Origin of the sequence: Parasphingomonas puruogangriensis, assembly GCF_036663635.1 — a bacterium.
Classification (GTDB): Bacteria; Pseudomonadota; Alphaproteobacteria; order Sphingomonadales; family Sphingomonadaceae; genus Sphingomonas.
On record NZ_JAXOJI010000001.1, the window covers coordinates 604895 to 620210 of the forward strand.

Below are 15316 nucleotides of genomic sequence, written 5' to 3' on the forward strand. Positions count from 1 at the left end.
ACGCCCGGCGCTCCGCCGTGACGCGCGTACCAAGCCGCCTGATGGATCCCGGATCAAGTCCGGGATGACGGTGGATTTGGGGCAATAGCAGTGCGGATTATTCCGGCCGAACCGCGTCGCTCACCGTCTTCGCCACCACCGGCGCCACCGTCTTGAGGTTGAGTTCCTTGAGCTGCTTCTCGGTCGCAAAATTAGGCGCGCCCATCATGAGATCCTCGGCCTTTTGCGTCATCGGGAAGGTGATGACCTCGCGGATGTTGGGCTCGTCGGCGAGCAGCATGACGATGCGATCGACGCCCGGCGCCGAGCCGCCATGCGGCGGCGCGCCGCACTTGAACGCGTTGATCATGCCGGCGAAGTTCAGATCGACATCGGCCTGGGTGTACCCGGCGATCTCGAACGCCTTGTACATGATCTCCGGCTTGTGGTTGCGGATGGCTCCGCTCGACAATTCGATGCCGTTGCAGACGATGTCGTACTGATAGGCCAGGATATCGAGCGGGTTCATCGTCTCCAGCGCGTCCATCTCACCCTGCGGCATCGAGAAGGGATTGTGGCTGAAATCGACCTTCTTGGCGTCCTCGTCATATTCGAACATCGGGAAATCGACGATCCAGCAGAATTCGAACGTCTTGTCGTCGATCAGCTCGAGCTGGGTGGCGACGCGGGTACGCGCCAGGCCGGCGAGCTTGGCCGCCTGCGCCTCCTTGCCCGCGGCGAAAAAGATGCCGTCGTTCGGCCCGAGGCCCAACGCCTCGGCGATAGCCTTCATGCCGTCCTGGCCGTGATTGTTGGCAATCGGGCCGCCGAACACGCCGTCCTTCTGCGTGGCATAGCCGAGGCCGGGGAAGCCCTCGCTCTGCGCCCAGCTGTTCATCTCGTCGAAGAACTTGCGGCTCTTCTCATGCGTGTTCGGCGCGGCCAGCGCACGGACCACGTCGCCGCCCTCGACCATCGACGCGAAGCGGCCGAAGCCCGAACCGCGGAACAGTTCCGACACATCGTGGATCAGGATCGGGTTGCGCAGATCGGGCTTGTCGTTGCCGTATTTCAGCATCGAGTCGCGATAGGGGATGCGCTTGAACGGCAACGGGCTGACCTTGCGCCCCTTGCCCTGCCAATCGGCGAATTCCTCGAACACGCCGTGCAGCACCGGCTCGATCGCGGCGAACACGTCTTCCTGCGTGACGTAGCTCATCTCGAAATCGAGCTGGTAGAATTCACCCGGCGAGCGATCGGCGCGCGCGTCTTCGTCGCGGAAGCACGGCGCGATCTGGAAATAGCGATCGAAGCCGGCAACCATCAGCAGCTGCTTGAACATCTGCGGCGCCTGCGGCAGCGCGTAGAACTTGCCCGGATGGACGCGGCTCGGGACCAGATAGTCGCGTGCGCCCTCGGGCGACGATGCCGTCAGGATCGGGGTCTGGAACTCGGTGAAGCCCTGGCCGATCATGCGCTGGCGCAGGCTGGAAATGACGTTCGAACGCAGCATGATGTTGGCGTGCAGCCGCTCGCGGCGCAGATCGAGGAAGCGATAGCGCAGGCGGGTCTCTTCGGGATATTCGTTCTCGCCGAACACCGGCATGGGCAATTCCTGCGCCGACGATTGCACAACGACGTCGCGGGCGCGGATTTCAATCTCGCCCGACGGCAGATTGGCATTCACCGTCTCGGGCGACCGCGCGATGACATCGCCGGTGATCGTCACCACCGATTCGGCGCGAAGCTTGTCGAGCACGGCGTGCGTCGGGCTGTCGCTGTCGGTGACGATCTGGGTGATGCCGTAATGATCGCGCAGATCGACGAACAGCAGATTGCCGTGATCGCGCTTGCGATGGACCCAGCCGCTGAGCTTGACGGACGTGCCGACATCGGCGGCGCGGAGCTGGGCGCAAGTGTGCGTGCGATAGGCGTGCATTGTTTTACTCTCGTATCGTCACCCCAGCGTAGGCTGGGGTCTCATGGGGTGAGCGCCGCGCGCGCCCCACAAAGATCCCAGCTTTCGCTGGGATGACGGTGAATTGGGTGGGTGTGCGCTTCCCTTTCCAGCCCGCCTTTGTCAAGCCGCGCAGGCCTCGCTATGGCACGCCCATGCATATCCATCCGCTCATCACCGACAGTGCGACTCTCGCCAATCTGTGCGCCCGTCTCGCCCAAGCCGACTTCGTCTGCGTCGATACCGAATTCATGCGCGAGAACACGTTCTGGCCGGAACTGTGCCTGATCCAGATCGCCGATGTGAACGAGGCGGCAGCGATCGATCCGATGGCGCCGGGGCTGGACATGAAGCCGTTGCTCGATCTGATGACCGAGAATCCCGACGTGCTGAAGGTGTTCCATGCCGGCGGGCAGGATCTGGAGATCATCTATAATCTCACCGGCAAGACGCCCTATCCCCTGTTCGACACGCAGGTCGCGGCGATGGCGCTCGGGCAAGGCGAGCAGATTGGTTATTCGAACCTGGTCGACGCCTATCTTGGGATCGTCGTCGACAAGGGCGCGCGCTTCACCGATTGGAGCCGCCGTCCGCTCGACGCGCGACAGATCGAATATGCCATTGGCGACGTCACGCATCTCGCCGAAATCTTCCCCAAGATGCTCGCGCGGCTGCGCAAGACCGGGCGCGGCGCGTGGCTCGACCAGGAGATGGAGCGGATCGGCGATCCCGCCAATTACGCCAATGATCCCGAGGAAGCGTGGAAGCGCATCCGCGTGCCCGGCCGCAAACCCGATCTGCTCGGTCGCCTGAAGGCGCTGGCGCGGTGGCGCGAGATCGAGGCGCGGCAGAAGGATATTCCGCGCGGCCGCATCGTCAAGGACGAGACGATCGCCGACATTGCCGGCCATCCGCCGCGCAAGCAGGGCGATCTCGCCAAGGTCCGCGGCCTCTCGGCGAGCTGGGCGAACAACGATATCGGCGCGCGCATGATGGCCGCGCTGGACGCTGCCGTGCCGATGGACGCCGACGAGATGCCGCAGCGCGACGATCGCAAGCCCGGGCTGGGCAAGGACGGCGCGCTGGTCGCCGATCTGCTCAAGCTGCTGCTCAAGATCCGCTCGAAGGAAATCGACGTCGCCTCGCGGCTGCTGGCGCGCAGCGAAGATCTCGAGGCGCTGGCTGCGGGTACGCGCGCCGATCTGCCGATCCTCACCGGCTGGCGCTTCGAACAGTTCGGCCGCGATGCGCTCGATCTGGTCGAGGGCCGGCTCGCCTTTGCCGTGGTGGGCGGCAAGCTCAAGATGACCCGTACGGAGGATACCCCATGAAGCTCGCCCTCGCCGCCCCCGCCCTCGTGCTCGCCCTGGCTGCTTGCACGCAAGAACACCCCGCCCCGCTGCCCGCGCCTGCCGGCCTGTGCAAGGCGGCGCCGGTACAGCGCTTCGTCGGGCAACAAGCAACGCCGGCGTTGGTGGAGAAAGTGCAACGCCGCTCCGGCGCAAGCACCGCGCGGCGCATCACGCCGGAAATGCGCGTGACGATGGAATTCAACGAAGCGCGCGTGAATGTTTGGGTTGGCCTGAAGGGCGAGGCGGAACGGATTACCTGCGGGTAATCTTCCTCCCCTCCCTTCCAGGGAGGGGAGTTTAGGTTAGTCTGCCACCACCGCCGCCCGCCCCACGCCAGTGGCGAGCGCGGTATGCCGCCGCTCGACCGCATCGCCGTAGAGCGCGCGATCGGCGTCGGCGAGATGCAGCGTCACTGCCGTCGCATCCTCGCTCAGCCGCGAGCGCTGCAACGGCCCGGCCAGCCCGCCGCTGAGCCGTTGCCCGAGCCGCATCGCCAGCCCCCAGGTCAGCGCGCGTTTGAGATCCTCGGCCGGCGCCAGCATCGCCAGCGGCGCTGGCGTGTTGGTGCCGCCGCCCAGGCTGGTGAACAGGGCCTGCGCCATCAGCGCGCGGCCCCGCGCGTCGATCGCCACCCAATTACCGTGCAATGCGATTTCCACACCGCGTTCGGCGCGAAATTCGGGATTGGCGCGCCAGCCGACATCGGCGAGCTGACACGCGGCATGGCGCAGGCGCGCCATCTCGGCATCGTCATTGCCGAACAATGGCGCGATCCAGCGGTCCAGCAGATCGCCATGTTCGGGAAAGCGGCCGTGCCGCCGCCCCTCGTCGCGCGTCGCGACGATCAGCGGATCTTCATCTTGCGTCGCCGCGTCCAGCGCGCCGTAGAGCAGCCCCTCGCGCAGCCCGAAGGCGGAGACGATGGTGCGATCGCTGCCGATATGCTTGAGCAATGCCTGGAGCAGCGCGGCGCTGTCGCCCAAGGTCGAGGCACGACCCGAGGATAGCCCGGGCACGGCGCGCAGCCATTGCTTGTTCACGTGCGCGATCGTCCGCCCCATGCGGGTGATCGCTTCGGCGGGCATGGCATATTGGTGAATCACCGGCAGCGGATAGCTGCACAGATGCATGTCGAGCCGCCCCAGCGCGCGCCACGAGCCGCCGACCAGATACAGCGGCAGACCCGCGCCGGCGCCGAGCCAGCCCGCCGCGCTGAGCGCGCCATGCACCTGCCGCTCCAATGCCCCCGGGCCCTTGGCGCGCACCGCCCCGATGCGCAACACGCCTAAGGGAAAGGACACGCGCTCGCCCAGCTCGCCACGCTCGACGCGGACCAGCTCGAGGCTGCCGCCGCCGAGATCGCCGACAATGCCATCCGCCGCCGGAATGCCCGAGAGCACGCCGTGCCCCGCCGCCATCGCTTCCTGCTCGCCGGACAGCGTCTCCACGTCCAGCCCGAGCTGCCGCACCGTCTCCAGCAGGGCCGCCCCGTTCGAAGCATCGCGTACCGCCGCCGTCGCCACCGTGCGCAGCCGGGTGACGTCCATCTCGCGCGCCACCGCGGCGAACCGCGCCAGCGCCTGTTCGGCCAGGTCCAGCGCGGCTTGCGAGATCGCCCCGTCCTGCGCCAGGCCGCGTCCGAGCCCGGCCATCACCTTTTCGTTGAACAGCACCGAGGGCACGCGTTCCGGCCCTTGATAGACCACCAGGCGGATCGAATTGGAGCCGATATCGATGATCCCCGGGCGGGGTTCGTTCTGTGGCTCGGTACGCGGTTTACGAAACAGACTTGCCATGATCTCGGTCAGTGTCCTCGTCGCAACGACAATTTGGGCACCGATTTGCCCTTCAGCGCCGCGCCGCGCCCGGACAGCGACGGATTGGTCATGAAATAGCGATGCAGGTTGAACGGCCGGTCGCCCGGCGTTTCGCGCACATAGGAGCCGTCCGCCTTCAGATCCCAGCTCTGCTCGTTGTCGATCAGATTGGCGACCATCACCTGGTCGAGGATCTGGTCGTGCACCGTGGGATTGAGGATCGGCAGCATATATTCGACGCGGCGATCGAGATTGCGCGGCATCCAGTCGGCCGAGGAGATGAACAATTTGGCATCGTCATTGGGCAATGCCTTGCCATTGCCGAACGCCCAGATGCGGCTGTGCTCGAGGAACCGGCCGATCACCGATTTGACGCGGATATGCTCGGACAGGCCGGCGATCCCGGGCCGCAGACAGCAGATGCCGCGGATCACCAGATCGATCTCCACGCCCGCCGCGCTCGCCTCGTACAATTTCTCGATCATCGCCGGATCGACCAGCGAATTCATCTTGGCCCAGATCGCCGCCGGCTTGCCGGCCTTGGCATTGGCGATCTCGCCATCGACCAGATCGACCAATTTGGGGCGCAGATCGCGCGGGGAAAGGCTGACCAGCGCCATATTCTCCGGCTCGACATAGCCGGTGATGTAATTGAACATCTGCGCGGCATCCTGCCCGATGCGCGGATCGGCGGTGAAGAAGCTGAGATCGGTGTAGATCTTGGCCGTGATCGGATGGTAATTGCCGGTGCCGAAATGGCAGTAGGTGCGATATTGCCCGGCCTCGCGGCGCACCACCATCGAGATCTTGGCGTGCGTCTTCCACTCCATGAAGCCGTACACCACTTGCACGCCCGCCCGCTCCAGCGCGCTGGCCCAGATGATATTCTGCTCTTCGTCGAACCGCGCCTTGAGCTCGACCACCGCGGTGACCGACTTGCCCGATTCCGCCGCCGCGATCAGCGCGTTAATCACCGCCGGCTGCTTGCCGGCGCGGTACAGCGTCTGCTTGATCGCTACCACGTCGGGGTCGGCGGCGGCTTGCTTGAGAAAGGCGAGCACCACGTCGAACGTCTCGTACGGATGATGGACGACGATGTCCTTGGCCTTGATCGCGGCAAAGCAATCGCCGCCGAATTCACGGATGCGCTCGGGGAAGCGTGGCGAGAAAGCGGTGAATTTGAGATCGGGCCGATCCTCGTCGACGATCGCGTCGAGATCGCCCACGCCCAGGAACGCGCCGCTTTCGGTCACGAAGGCGTGCCCGCCCAATTCGTCGCGCAAAGCTTCGCCGAGCGCCTGCGGCATGCCGCTTTCAAGTTCGAGGCGGATCACCCGGCCACGGCGGCGGCGCTTGATGGCGTTGGCGAAGTAGCGGACCAGATCCTCGGCTTCGTCGTCAATCTCGAGATCGCTGTCGCGCAGCACGCGGAATTCCGCGCCGCCCAACACTTCATAGCCCGGGAAGATCAGCGGCGCGAAGCGCTTGACCAGCGATTCGACCGCGACGAACCGCGCGCGCTCGCCCGGCACGCGCACGAAGCGCGGCATCTGGCTGGGTAGCATGATCAATTCGCGGATCGGCTCCTGGTCCGACAGGCGGACGAGATCGAACATCACCGCCAGGCCCTTGTTCGACATGAACGGGAAGGGGTGCGCGGGATCGAGCGCCTGGGGGGTCAGGATCGGGAAAATCTGTTCGAGAAACTGGTTCTGCAGCCAATCGACTTCCTCCGAGGTGAGGAAATCGTCGATCGTGCGCGAGCCAAGGATATCGATGCCCTGGTCGCTCAACTGGCGGCGCAGGTCGCGCCAGACCGAGCGCTGGCTCTCGATCAGCTCGTCCGCCTCGGCGACGATCGCGGCCAATTGCTGCCCCGAGGTCATGCCGTCGGCCGAGCGCCGATCGACGTCCTGCACCAGCTGGCCCTTGAGACCGGCGACGCGGACCATGAAGAATTCGTCGAGGTTCGAGCCCGAGATCGACAGAAAGCGCACGCGTTCCAGCAGCGGATGCGCTTCGTTGCATGCTTCCTCCAGCACGCGGCGGTTGAACGCCAGCCAGGAGAGTTCGCGGTTGAAATAGCGATCGCCGCTTTCCTCGGCGGCGAACTGGTCGTCATCATCCTCGGCGAGGCGCGCGATATGGGCGGGGCGGGTCATGGAACCTCGAATGGCAATGTGGGGGCCGGATCGACGATCAGGCTCGCCTCGGTCAATGTGGCCTTGGCCAGCGGAATCGACAAGCGTTTGCGCCGTTCCAGCACTGCCTGGTCGAGCACGTCGACGGCGCGGATCAGCGCGACATGGCTGCGTTCGACGCGGGTCAGCAGCCATTGGATCAGGTCCGGCCGCGCATCCAGCCCGCGCCTGATGAACATCCGTTCGAACAGTGCCTGCATCAGCGCGTCATCCGGCGCACCGATTTGCGCCACCGGGCTGGCAGCCAGACGCGAGCGCAGATCGGGAAGTTTGACGGACCATTCGGGCGGGGCATGGTCGGCGACGATGACAAGCGGATGACGCTCCTCCTGCGCGCGGTTCCAGGCGTGAAACAGGGTCGTCTCTGGCTGCCGCTCGGCATCGTCGATAATCGTGCCATTGCTCTTGGCGGCAAAGATCCGCGCGAGCAGGCTGCGGCCCGATTTGCGCGGGCCGGTCAGCACCACGGTCATCACCGGCCAAGACGCCCAATGCTCCAGCTGGTGTACGGCGCGCGCGTTTGATTCGCTGACCAGGAATTCGTCGTCGCGGGGATCGGCCGGCCATTCGAACGGCAGCGCGATCTGCCCGCCTGTGGGGCCAACGCTCATCCGCCGGTCGCATTGTCCGCGGGGGAGGCCGCGGGCGGGGCCAGCGGGCGGCGGATGCGCAAGGTGGTGCCCGCGCCCTGCACGATCCAGCCGCGCGCCTCCAGCGCCGCCTGCAACGCCGCCGGATCGCCCTCGAACCCGACGCGCATGACGGACACCCCGCCCAGCGCCAGGCTGCTGGTCAGCGCGCTGCGCACGCCGGGAATACCGCGCAGCGCCGCCTCGCCCGAAGTCACCGCGGCAACGCCGGGCGTATCGAACTGGATGTTGATCGACACCGTCGCGGCAGTCGGGACGGCCGTCGCCGGATCAACCGGCAGCTCTGCGACCGGCGTTTCGACCACCGTTCCCGGCGGCGGCGGCGGGACATAAGCGAGCCCGGCATCGGTTGCGAGGCCGCCACCGCGCAGCGCCGCCTGATACGATTCGTCGATCCGCTTGACCCCGGCGTCGAGCAAGGCCGGCAGCCCGTCACCATTGTTCACGCGCAAGGTGAACTTGGTCACCAGGCGATTGTCCGGGCCATGCCGCGCCTCGAACGCGCCGATCACCGGCCCGCCCGGCCATTGGCGATACAGTCGCACCGCCGGCACAAGCACGTCGAGCGCGCCATATTGATCGAGGATCGTGCGCCACCAGCCGCGCCCCGGCCGCCCGGTCTGGCCGAGATTGAGCAGCAGCGCATCCGGCCCCGACCCCGCCGGGCGGATATAATCGACCACGCTGTTGCCGGTGCGGTATCGCGTCCACGCTTCCGCCCATTCGGTGCGTTTCTCGAAAATCTGCCCGGCGCCGCCGGAATATTGCAGCGGCAGCACGAGCATCGGCGACGAACGCAACGACTGGCCGGCGACGCCGAGCAGCGATCCCGCGCGCCCGCGATTGAACAGCACGCCGAGCTTCGCGACATAGCGGTTCGGCCCGATCTGCTCATTCTCGACGACGATGCCGGAGACCATCGCATCCAACGTGCCGTCGGACAGCCCACCACCGCCCGCGCCGAGCCGCTGCGAGAGCATCACCCAGCCCTTGCGCTGCGCCAGCCGCCAGCCGGCCTCGCGCGCCGCCACGGCGTTCTTGCCGGTCACGTCAACTTCGACGCCGCTTACTTCGTAGCTGCCCGAGGCATCGCCCATCGAATAGCCCTGCGGCCCGCCCTCGTCCTGCGCCAAGACCATGGCGCTGCCCGTGGCGAGCAACAGGGCGAGCGCTGTTTTCACATGCGGTAAGGAGATTTTGGCGGACATCGCGGCCCTTGTGGCGAAGCAGGCGTGGAAATCCAAGCGCGATATGGCTAGGGGCGGCATATGAACGACACGCCCCGACAGAATAGTCCCTACACCTATGCCCAGGCGGGCGTCTCGATCGCTGCCGGCAATGCGCTGGTCCGCGCGATCGGACCGCTGGCCAAATCGACCCGCCGCAAGGGCGCGGATGCCGATCTCGGCGGCTTTGGCGGGTTCTTCGATCTGAAGGCGGCGGGCTTCGTCGATCCCCTGCTGGTGGCGGCGAATGACGGCGTCGGCACCAAGCTCAAGCTGGCGATCGAGCATGACGCGCATGACGGCGTCGGCATCGATCTGGTCGCGATGTGCGCCAACGATCTGATCGTGCAGGGTGCCGAGCCGCTGTTCTTCCTCGATTATTACGCCACCGCCAAGCTCGACTCGGCGGTCGCCGAGCGCGTCATTGCCTCGATCGCCGAGGGCTGCCTGCAGGCCGGCTGCGCGCTGATCGGTGGCGAGACGGCGGAGATGCCCGGCATGTACGCGCCGGGCGATTACGATCTGGCCGGCTTCTGCGTCGGCGCGGTCGAGCGGACCCAAGTGCTCACCGGGCGCGAGATCGCGCCGGGTGACGTGATCCTTGGCCTTGCTTCGTCGGGGGTCCATTCCAACGGCTTCTCGCTGGTCCGCCGGCTGGCCGCGGACAAGGGCTGGAAGCTCGACCGCCCGTCCTTGTTCGATCAGGACGTGCGCCTGATTGACGCGCTGATGGCGCCGACACGGATCTACGTGAAGAGCCTGCTGCCGTTGCTCGCCGAGCGCCGCATCAAGGGTCTTGCGCACATCACCGGCGGCGGGCTGCTGGAGAATGTGCCGCGCGTCCTGCCCGAGGGCGTCCATGCGACAATCGACGCCGACGCCTGGCCGCAGCCGCGGCTGATGGCGTTCCTGCAGGCGCAGGGCGCGATCGAGCCGGAGGAAATGGCGCGCACGTTCAATTGCGGGATCGGCATGGCGGTGGTCGTGGCGGCGGATGAGGTTGCCGGCGTGAGCGCGGCGCTGGAAGCGGCGGGCGAAGCGGTGTTCCGGATCGGGGCGATCGAAGCAGGCGAAAAGGGCTGCACGGTTAGCGGTTCGACCGAGACCTGGGGCGCGCGCGCCGACTGGACTGCGACGCATCATGGGTGAGCCTTCTTCCCCCCTCCCGCTCGCGGGAGGGGCCAGGGGTGGGCGCCCGCTTTCCCCGGCAGCTTCCGCTGACAGCGCGAGCCCACCCCTAACCCCTCCCGCAAGCGGGAGAGGGATGCCCGCCCGCATCGGCATCCTGCTCTCAGGCCGCGGATCCAACATGATGGCGCTCGCCGCGACCGCCGGCGACAGCTATGAAATCGCGCTCGTCGCTTCCGACAAGCCCGAGGCCCCCGGCCTGGCCTGGGCCGCCGACCACGGCATCCCGACCTTCGCTCATTCCCCCAAAGGCATTCCCAAGGCCGAATACGAAGCCGCGATCGACGCCGCCCTCCACGCGGCAGGCGTCGAGATCATCGCGCTTGCCGGCTATATGCGCCTCCTGTCCGACGCTTTCGTCGCCAAATGGCGCGGAAAAATTCTCAATATCCACCCGTCGCTGCTGCCCAAATATAAGGGCCTCGATACCCACGCCCGCGCCATCGCCGCCGGCGATACGATCGCCGGCTGCTCCGTCCATATCGTCACCGAGGAACTCGACGGCGGGGAGATACTTGGCCAGGCCGAGGTCCCGATCCTGCCCGGCGATACGCCCGACACGCTGGCCGAGCGCGTCCTTTCAGCCGAGCATCGCCTTTACCCACGAGTTCTGGCAGACTTCGCGGCACGATGAGCCCCGATCCCGAACCCCTGCTCGCCAAGGTGCGCGATGCCGCGCTGGCGCTGCCCGAAAGCTATGAGAAATTGTCGCACGGCTCGCCCGGCTTCTTCATCGAGAAGGGCAAGGCCTTCGCCTATTTCTGGCACGATATTCACAGCGACGGCGAGACGGTCGCGATCGTCAAGACGACCGGCCCCGACGAACAGCAGATGCTGATCGAGGCCGATCCTGCCTTCTATTATTCCCCACCCTATCTCGGGCCCAGCTTCTGGATCGCGATGCGGCTCGATGGCGCGGTCGATTGGGACCGTGTGGCGGACCGCATCGCGATCAGCTGGGAGCTGGTCGCGCCTGGGCGCCTGCTCGAGGCGGGCGGACGATGAACGGAGACCCACCGACAGTGCCCCCCATTCCGGTCGATCCACTCGTTCCCCCACCGCCCTCTAACGCAGCCGCGCCGGCAGCGGACACCGTCGCACAGGCCGTCGATCGCGCCGAGGCTGCGGCGACGCGCCGCCGCTGGGTCACGCTGGCCGAATTGGTCGGCGTCGCCGGGGTGATCATCGCCGCGTTCGGGCTGTGGCTGACCTGGTCCGATCGCCGCGCCGACGACCAGGCCAAGCAGGCCGAACAGGCGAGCGAGCGCAAGACGCGGACCTTGGTGATGCTCAAGGCGACGGTCGAGGGCGATAATCTGGCCCTCAGCGATCCGGCGCACGACGTGCAGACGATCGATATCGTCTTCCCAAAGGCGCTGGGCGTGGCGGCGAAGACCGACGCGGATCCGCAGATCGATGCCGGCTGGGTGTCCGCCCCGATGCTGAAACTCACCGATGGCGGCGCCGATACGCAGAGCGGGCGGCTGCCGGTGCTGATCACCGCAAGCTATTGGGACGCGGATGTCGAGCGCCACGATGCGGCGATCTATGACGTGGTGTGGAAGACCGAGGGCGGCTTCCCGCTGGGCCGCTCCTTCAAGCTCGAGGGGCTGAAGCTCAAGGAGCGGAGCGCGTCGGTCGCTCGGCTGGAGGCGATCTGGGCGAGAGAGAGGCCGAAGCCGGCAAAATAGCACCTTCCCGGCGGAGGCCGCGGCCCAGGAGCGAGACAGTGGTTATCAGGCGGTGCGCGACGTAACTTCTGACGTCACGCCTGGGCCCCGGCCTTCGCCGGGGAAAGGCCAGGGAAATTGCCTTACAAATCCCGCGCGTAAATTGGGTCGTCGTGCGTTTCGCTGCCAACGGTAAATTGTCGCGAGCCGATCACCGCAAACCCATGGCGCTCGTAAAAGGCATGGGCGCGGAAATTCTGGTCCCACACACCGAGCAGCATACGTTTTCCGCCCAGCCGCCTGGCATCGGCAAACGCCTGGGTGATCAACTGGGCGCCGATGCCCGAGCCATAGCTTTGCCGCAGCGTGTAGATCCGCCGCAGTTCGATATCGCCCGGCGCGAGCGCGATCGGAAAGTCGGGCGCGGTGAGCACGGTATAGCCGACCGGCGCGCCGCCCGGCAGCATCTCGGCCAGGCTCACCACCGAGCCGGGATCGTTCGTCCAATCGACGAAAGCCTCGGCGCGGTTATGCTTCAGGCAATGCGCGACGAGGTCGGCGCCATCCAGCGACGGCGCATAGGTATCGAGAAAACATGCATTGGCGACGAGCGACAGGCGATCGGCATCGTCCGCCCCGGCCTGTCGCACGCGCCACTGCATATCAGCCGACGATTTCTTCGGGCTTGAAGAAGTAGGCGATCTCGATCTCGGCATTCTCGTCCGAATCCGAACCGTGCACCGAGTTTGCTTCGATCGATTCGGCCAGTTCCTTGCGGATCGTGCCGGGCTCGGCATTGGCCGGGTTGGTCGCGCCCATGATGTCGCGGTTGCGCTGCATGGCGTTCTCGCCTTCCAGCACCTGCACGACGACCGGGCCGGAGATCATGAACGACACCAGGTCGTTGAAGAACGGGCGCTCGCTATGCACCGCATAGAAGCCTTCGGCCTGCTCGCGGGTCATCTGGATGCGCTTGGACGCGATGACGCGCAGGCCCGCTTCTTCCAGCATCTTGGTGACGGCGCCGGTGATGTTGCGGCGCGTGGCGTCGGGCTTGATGATCGAGAATGTGCGATTCGCGGCCATGACCGTGAAGCTCCTTGCGATGGGGGAATGGAATGAAGTCGCGGCTAACTAGTCGCGCAGCCCGGGGGATGCAAGTTAGGCCGCCTGTTCCCAGCGGCCATTGTCGTTCTGCTTCCAATAGCGCCGTTCGACGCCATCGCGATCGGCCAAGGCCTTCCACGCGGTCCGCGCCTCAGTGATGCGATCGCCATCGAAGAAATGGAAGGCGCGCTCGAAATTTAGCGCTTGCTCGCGCCATATCCCGTCGACCAGCGCGATATGCTTGGCGCCATTGATCGGTACGGGCTCCGCGCTGAGCAAGATCGGCTGCACCGCATCGTTTGGCCCGCCGGCCTCGGCATGCGGCAGGAAGCTTTCCGGCGCATAGCTCCACAGCAGGCGATCGAGCGCCTGCCGCTGCGCCGCGCTTTCCGCCACGATCAGCAGACGGGCACCGCTCGACAGCACTTTCTCCGCGATCTGCGGAAGGGCGCGGTCGAGCGGGGTGGTGGTGAGGTGGTAGAAATCGACCTGCATTTATCCCCTCCCCGTCATCCCCGCTACCGTCATTCCCGCGACCGTCATCCCAGCGAAAGCTGGGATCTCCTTGAGGCGCGCCAGACGCCCGCCCCACCAAGATCCCAGCTTACGCTAGGGTGACGGACGTAGGGACGTGCCCCCTCAGCCTTCGAAATTATCCGCCACGAACCGGTCGAGCAGCCGCACGCCATAGCCCGTCGCGCCCTTGTCGTAGTTCGGCCCGGCCTTGTCCGACCATACCATGCCGGCGATATCGAGATGCGCCCACTTCACGCCGGTATCGACGAAGCGCTGGATGAACTGCGCCGCGGTGATCGAGCCCGCCCCGCGCGGGCCGACATTCTTCATGTCGGCGATCGGCGAATCGATGATCTTGTTGTACGTGTCGGACAGCGGGAAGCGCCACAATTTGTCGCCCGTGGCGAGGCCCGCCTGCAGCAACTGATCGGCCAGCGCATCGTCATTGGCGAACAGCCCGCCATGCTCATGGCCGAGTGCAACGATCATCGCGCCGGTCAGCGTCGCCAGATCGACGATCGTCGTGGGGCGATGCGTGCGCTGTACCCAAGTGACGCAATCGCACAGCACCAGCCGGCCTTCGGCATCGGTGTTGAGCACTTCGATCGTCTGGCCGGACATGCTGGTCAGCACGTCGCCGGGGCGGATCGCATTGCCGTCAGGCATGTTCTCCACCAGCCCGCACACGCCGATCACATTGGCCTTGGCTTTCCGCGCCGCCAGCGCCTTCATCGCGCCGACGACGGCGCCGGCGCCGCCCATGTCCCACTTCATGTCCTCCATGCCGGCCGCACCCTTGATCGAGATGCCGCCCGTGTCGAACGTCACGCCCTTGCCGACCAACGCAATGGCCGGATCGCCCTCGCCTGCGCCGCTCCACTTGAGCGCCAGCAAGCGCGCCTCGCGCGCCGAGCCCTGGCTGACGCCAAGCAAGGCGCCCATGCCGAGCTCGCCCATCGCCGCCTCGTCGAGCACGGTGACTTCGAGCCCGAGCCCCTCGATCTCGGCCAGCACTTTGGCGACGAAGGTTTCGGGATAGATGATGTTGGCCGGCTCGGCGACCAAGGTGCGGGTCAGTTCCATGCCCTCGGTGACCGCCTTCTGGCCGATCCACGCCGCATCGGTGCCCTCGGGCGCGTTGACGATGACGATTTCGCCCAGCGTCGGCTTGGATTTTTCCGGCAGCTTGGTGCGGTACACGTCATGCCGCCAGGCGCGCTGCGCTGCGGCGGCCGCGAACAGCGCCGCGGTCTTGCCCTGCGCGCCCGCGCCCGCCAGATCGACGGTGGCCGTGATGACTCCCGAAGTCAGCAGCTTGGCGGTCAGCGCGCCGCCGGCTTTCTCCCACGCCGCCGCGCTACCGTCGCCGACGCCGAGCAGCAGCACGCGCCGCACGCCCGCCCCTGCCGCGATGAAGGCCTCGACCACCACGCCGGGCTCGCCATCGAAGCGGTTGCCGCGTGCCGCGCCGATCACCACGCTCTTGGCCGCCGCATCCAGCCCGCCCAGCGCGCTGCGCTCCAGCGCGTCCTTTTCGATCGGCAGGGCAAGCACGGCACCGGCATCGGCGGGCGCGGTGGAAAAAACGATCTGCATGACAATCCTTGGGGCTGCGGTGAGGAATCTGTTGAGTCGTACCCTCTAGGCCAGCCG

General features: G+C 66.4%; 15 protein-coding genes. 6 read left to right on the plus strand and 9 right to left on the minus strand.

Going from position 1 to position 15316, the window contains the following annotated elements:
- Positions 1-97: 97 nt before the first annotated feature.
- The gene (gene aspS / locus U1739_RS03105; protein ID WP_332703877.1) at positions 98-1918 is read right to left on the minus strand and encodes an aspartate--tRNA ligase; all 1821 of its coding nucleotides are present in this window, start codon (positions 1916-1918) and stop codon (positions 98-100) included.
- 173 nt (positions 1919-2091) lie between these two features.
- Between aspS and rnd the strand changes: the two genes are divergently transcribed.
- The gene (rnd, locus tag U1739_RS03110; RefSeq protein WP_332703879.1) at positions 2092-3267 is read left to right on the plus strand and encodes a ribonuclease D; all 1176 of its coding nucleotides are present in this window, start codon (positions 2092-2094) and stop codon (positions 3265-3267) included.
- Positions 3264-3554, plus strand: a complete 291-nt coding sequence (locus U1739_RS03115; RefSeq protein ID WP_332703881.1) for an I78 family peptidase inhibitor — start codon at positions 3264-3266, stop codon at positions 3552-3554. Before rnd ends, U1739_RS03115 begins: the two co-directional genes overlap by 4 nt.
- A gap of 36 nt (positions 3555-3590) precedes the next feature.
- Here U1739_RS03115 and U1739_RS03120 read toward each other — a convergent pair whose 3' ends face one another.
- From U1739_RS03120 to U1739_RS03135, 4 genes are read right to left on the minus strand one after another with little or no spacing between them, the layout of a single operon-like run.
- A complete protein-coding gene (locus U1739_RS03120; RefSeq protein WP_332703883.1) occupies positions 3591-5084 on the minus strand; it encodes a Ppx/GppA phosphatase family protein in 1494 nt (497 codons plus the stop codon).
- 8 nt (positions 5085-5092) lie between these two features.
- Complete coding sequence (locus tag U1739_RS03125) at positions 5093-7267, minus strand: RNA degradosome polyphosphate kinase (protein ID WP_332703885.1); 2175 nt, start codon at positions 7265-7267, stop codon at positions 5093-5095.
- Positions 7264-7917: an HdaA/DnaA family protein gene (locus tag U1739_RS03130; RefSeq protein ID WP_332703887.1), complete on the minus strand. Its 654-nt coding sequence runs from the start codon at positions 7915-7917 to the stop codon at positions 7264-7266. Before U1739_RS03130 ends, U1739_RS03125 begins: the two co-directional genes overlap by 4 nt.
- The gene (locus U1739_RS03135; RefSeq protein ID WP_332703889.1) at positions 7914-9164 is read right to left on the minus strand and encodes a heavy-metal-associated domain-containing protein; all 1251 of its coding nucleotides are present in this window, start codon (positions 9162-9164) and stop codon (positions 7914-7916) included. The genes U1739_RS03130 and U1739_RS03135 overlap by 4 nt, the downstream gene beginning before the upstream one ends.
- A 60-nt stretch (positions 9165-9224) precedes the next feature.
- Here U1739_RS03135 and purM point away from each other — a divergent pair, with 60 nt between their 5' ends.
- The 4 genes from purM (at position 9225) to U1739_RS03155 (ending at position 12061) form a co-directional block, all read left to right on the plus strand.
- Positions 9225-10331, plus strand: a complete 1107-nt coding sequence (purM, locus tag U1739_RS03140; protein ID WP_332703891.1) for a phosphoribosylformylglycinamidine cyclo-ligase — start codon at positions 9225-9227, stop codon at positions 10329-10331.
- A gap of 115 nt (positions 10332-10446) precedes the next feature.
- Entirely contained in the window at positions 10447-11004 is a 558-nt protein-coding gene (gene purN / locus U1739_RS03145) for a phosphoribosylglycinamide formyltransferase (protein ID WP_332703893.1), read from the plus strand.
- Positions 11001-11375 carry an MmcQ/YjbR family DNA-binding protein gene (locus tag U1739_RS03150; protein ID WP_332703895.1) on the plus strand — a complete coding sequence of 125 codons (375 nt, stop codon included), beginning with the start codon at positions 11001-11003 and terminating at the stop codon, positions 11373-11375. Before purN ends, U1739_RS03150 begins: the two co-directional genes overlap by 4 nt.
- On the plus strand, positions 11372-12061 hold the full coding sequence (locus U1739_RS03155; RefSeq protein WP_332703897.1) for a hypothetical protein: 690 nt from the start codon (positions 11372-11374) through the stop codon (positions 12059-12061). Before U1739_RS03150 ends, U1739_RS03155 begins: the two co-directional genes overlap by 4 nt.
- A 122-nt stretch (positions 12062-12183) precedes the next feature.
- Here the strand turns inward: U1739_RS03155 and U1739_RS03160 are convergent, their stop codons facing one another.
- The 4 genes from U1739_RS03160 to U1739_RS03175 all read right to left on the minus strand — a co-directional run bounded on the left by U1739_RS03160 (position 12184) and on the right by U1739_RS03175 (position 15259).
- Positions 12184-12702 (minus strand): GNAT family N-acetyltransferase, encoded by a 519-nt coding sequence (locus tag U1739_RS03160; protein ID WP_332703899.1) that lies wholly within the window; start codon positions 12700-12702, stop codon positions 12184-12186.
- 1 nt (position 12703) lies between these two features.
- Positions 12704-13126: a nucleoside-diphosphate kinase gene (gene ndk, locus U1739_RS03165; protein ID WP_332703901.1), complete on the minus strand. Its 423-nt coding sequence runs from the start codon at positions 13124-13126 to the stop codon at positions 12704-12706.
- Positions 13127-13201: 75 nt separating this feature from the next.
- Positions 13202-13642, minus strand: a complete 441-nt coding sequence (locus tag U1739_RS03170) for a DNA polymerase III subunit chi (RefSeq protein ID WP_332703903.1) — start codon at positions 13640-13642, stop codon at positions 13202-13204.
- 144 nt (positions 13643-13786) lie between these two features.
- Complete coding sequence (locus U1739_RS03175) at positions 13787-15259, minus strand: leucyl aminopeptidase (RefSeq protein WP_332703905.1); 1473 nt, start codon at positions 15257-15259, stop codon at positions 13787-13789.
- Between the last annotated feature and the right edge of the window lie 57 nt (positions 15260-15316).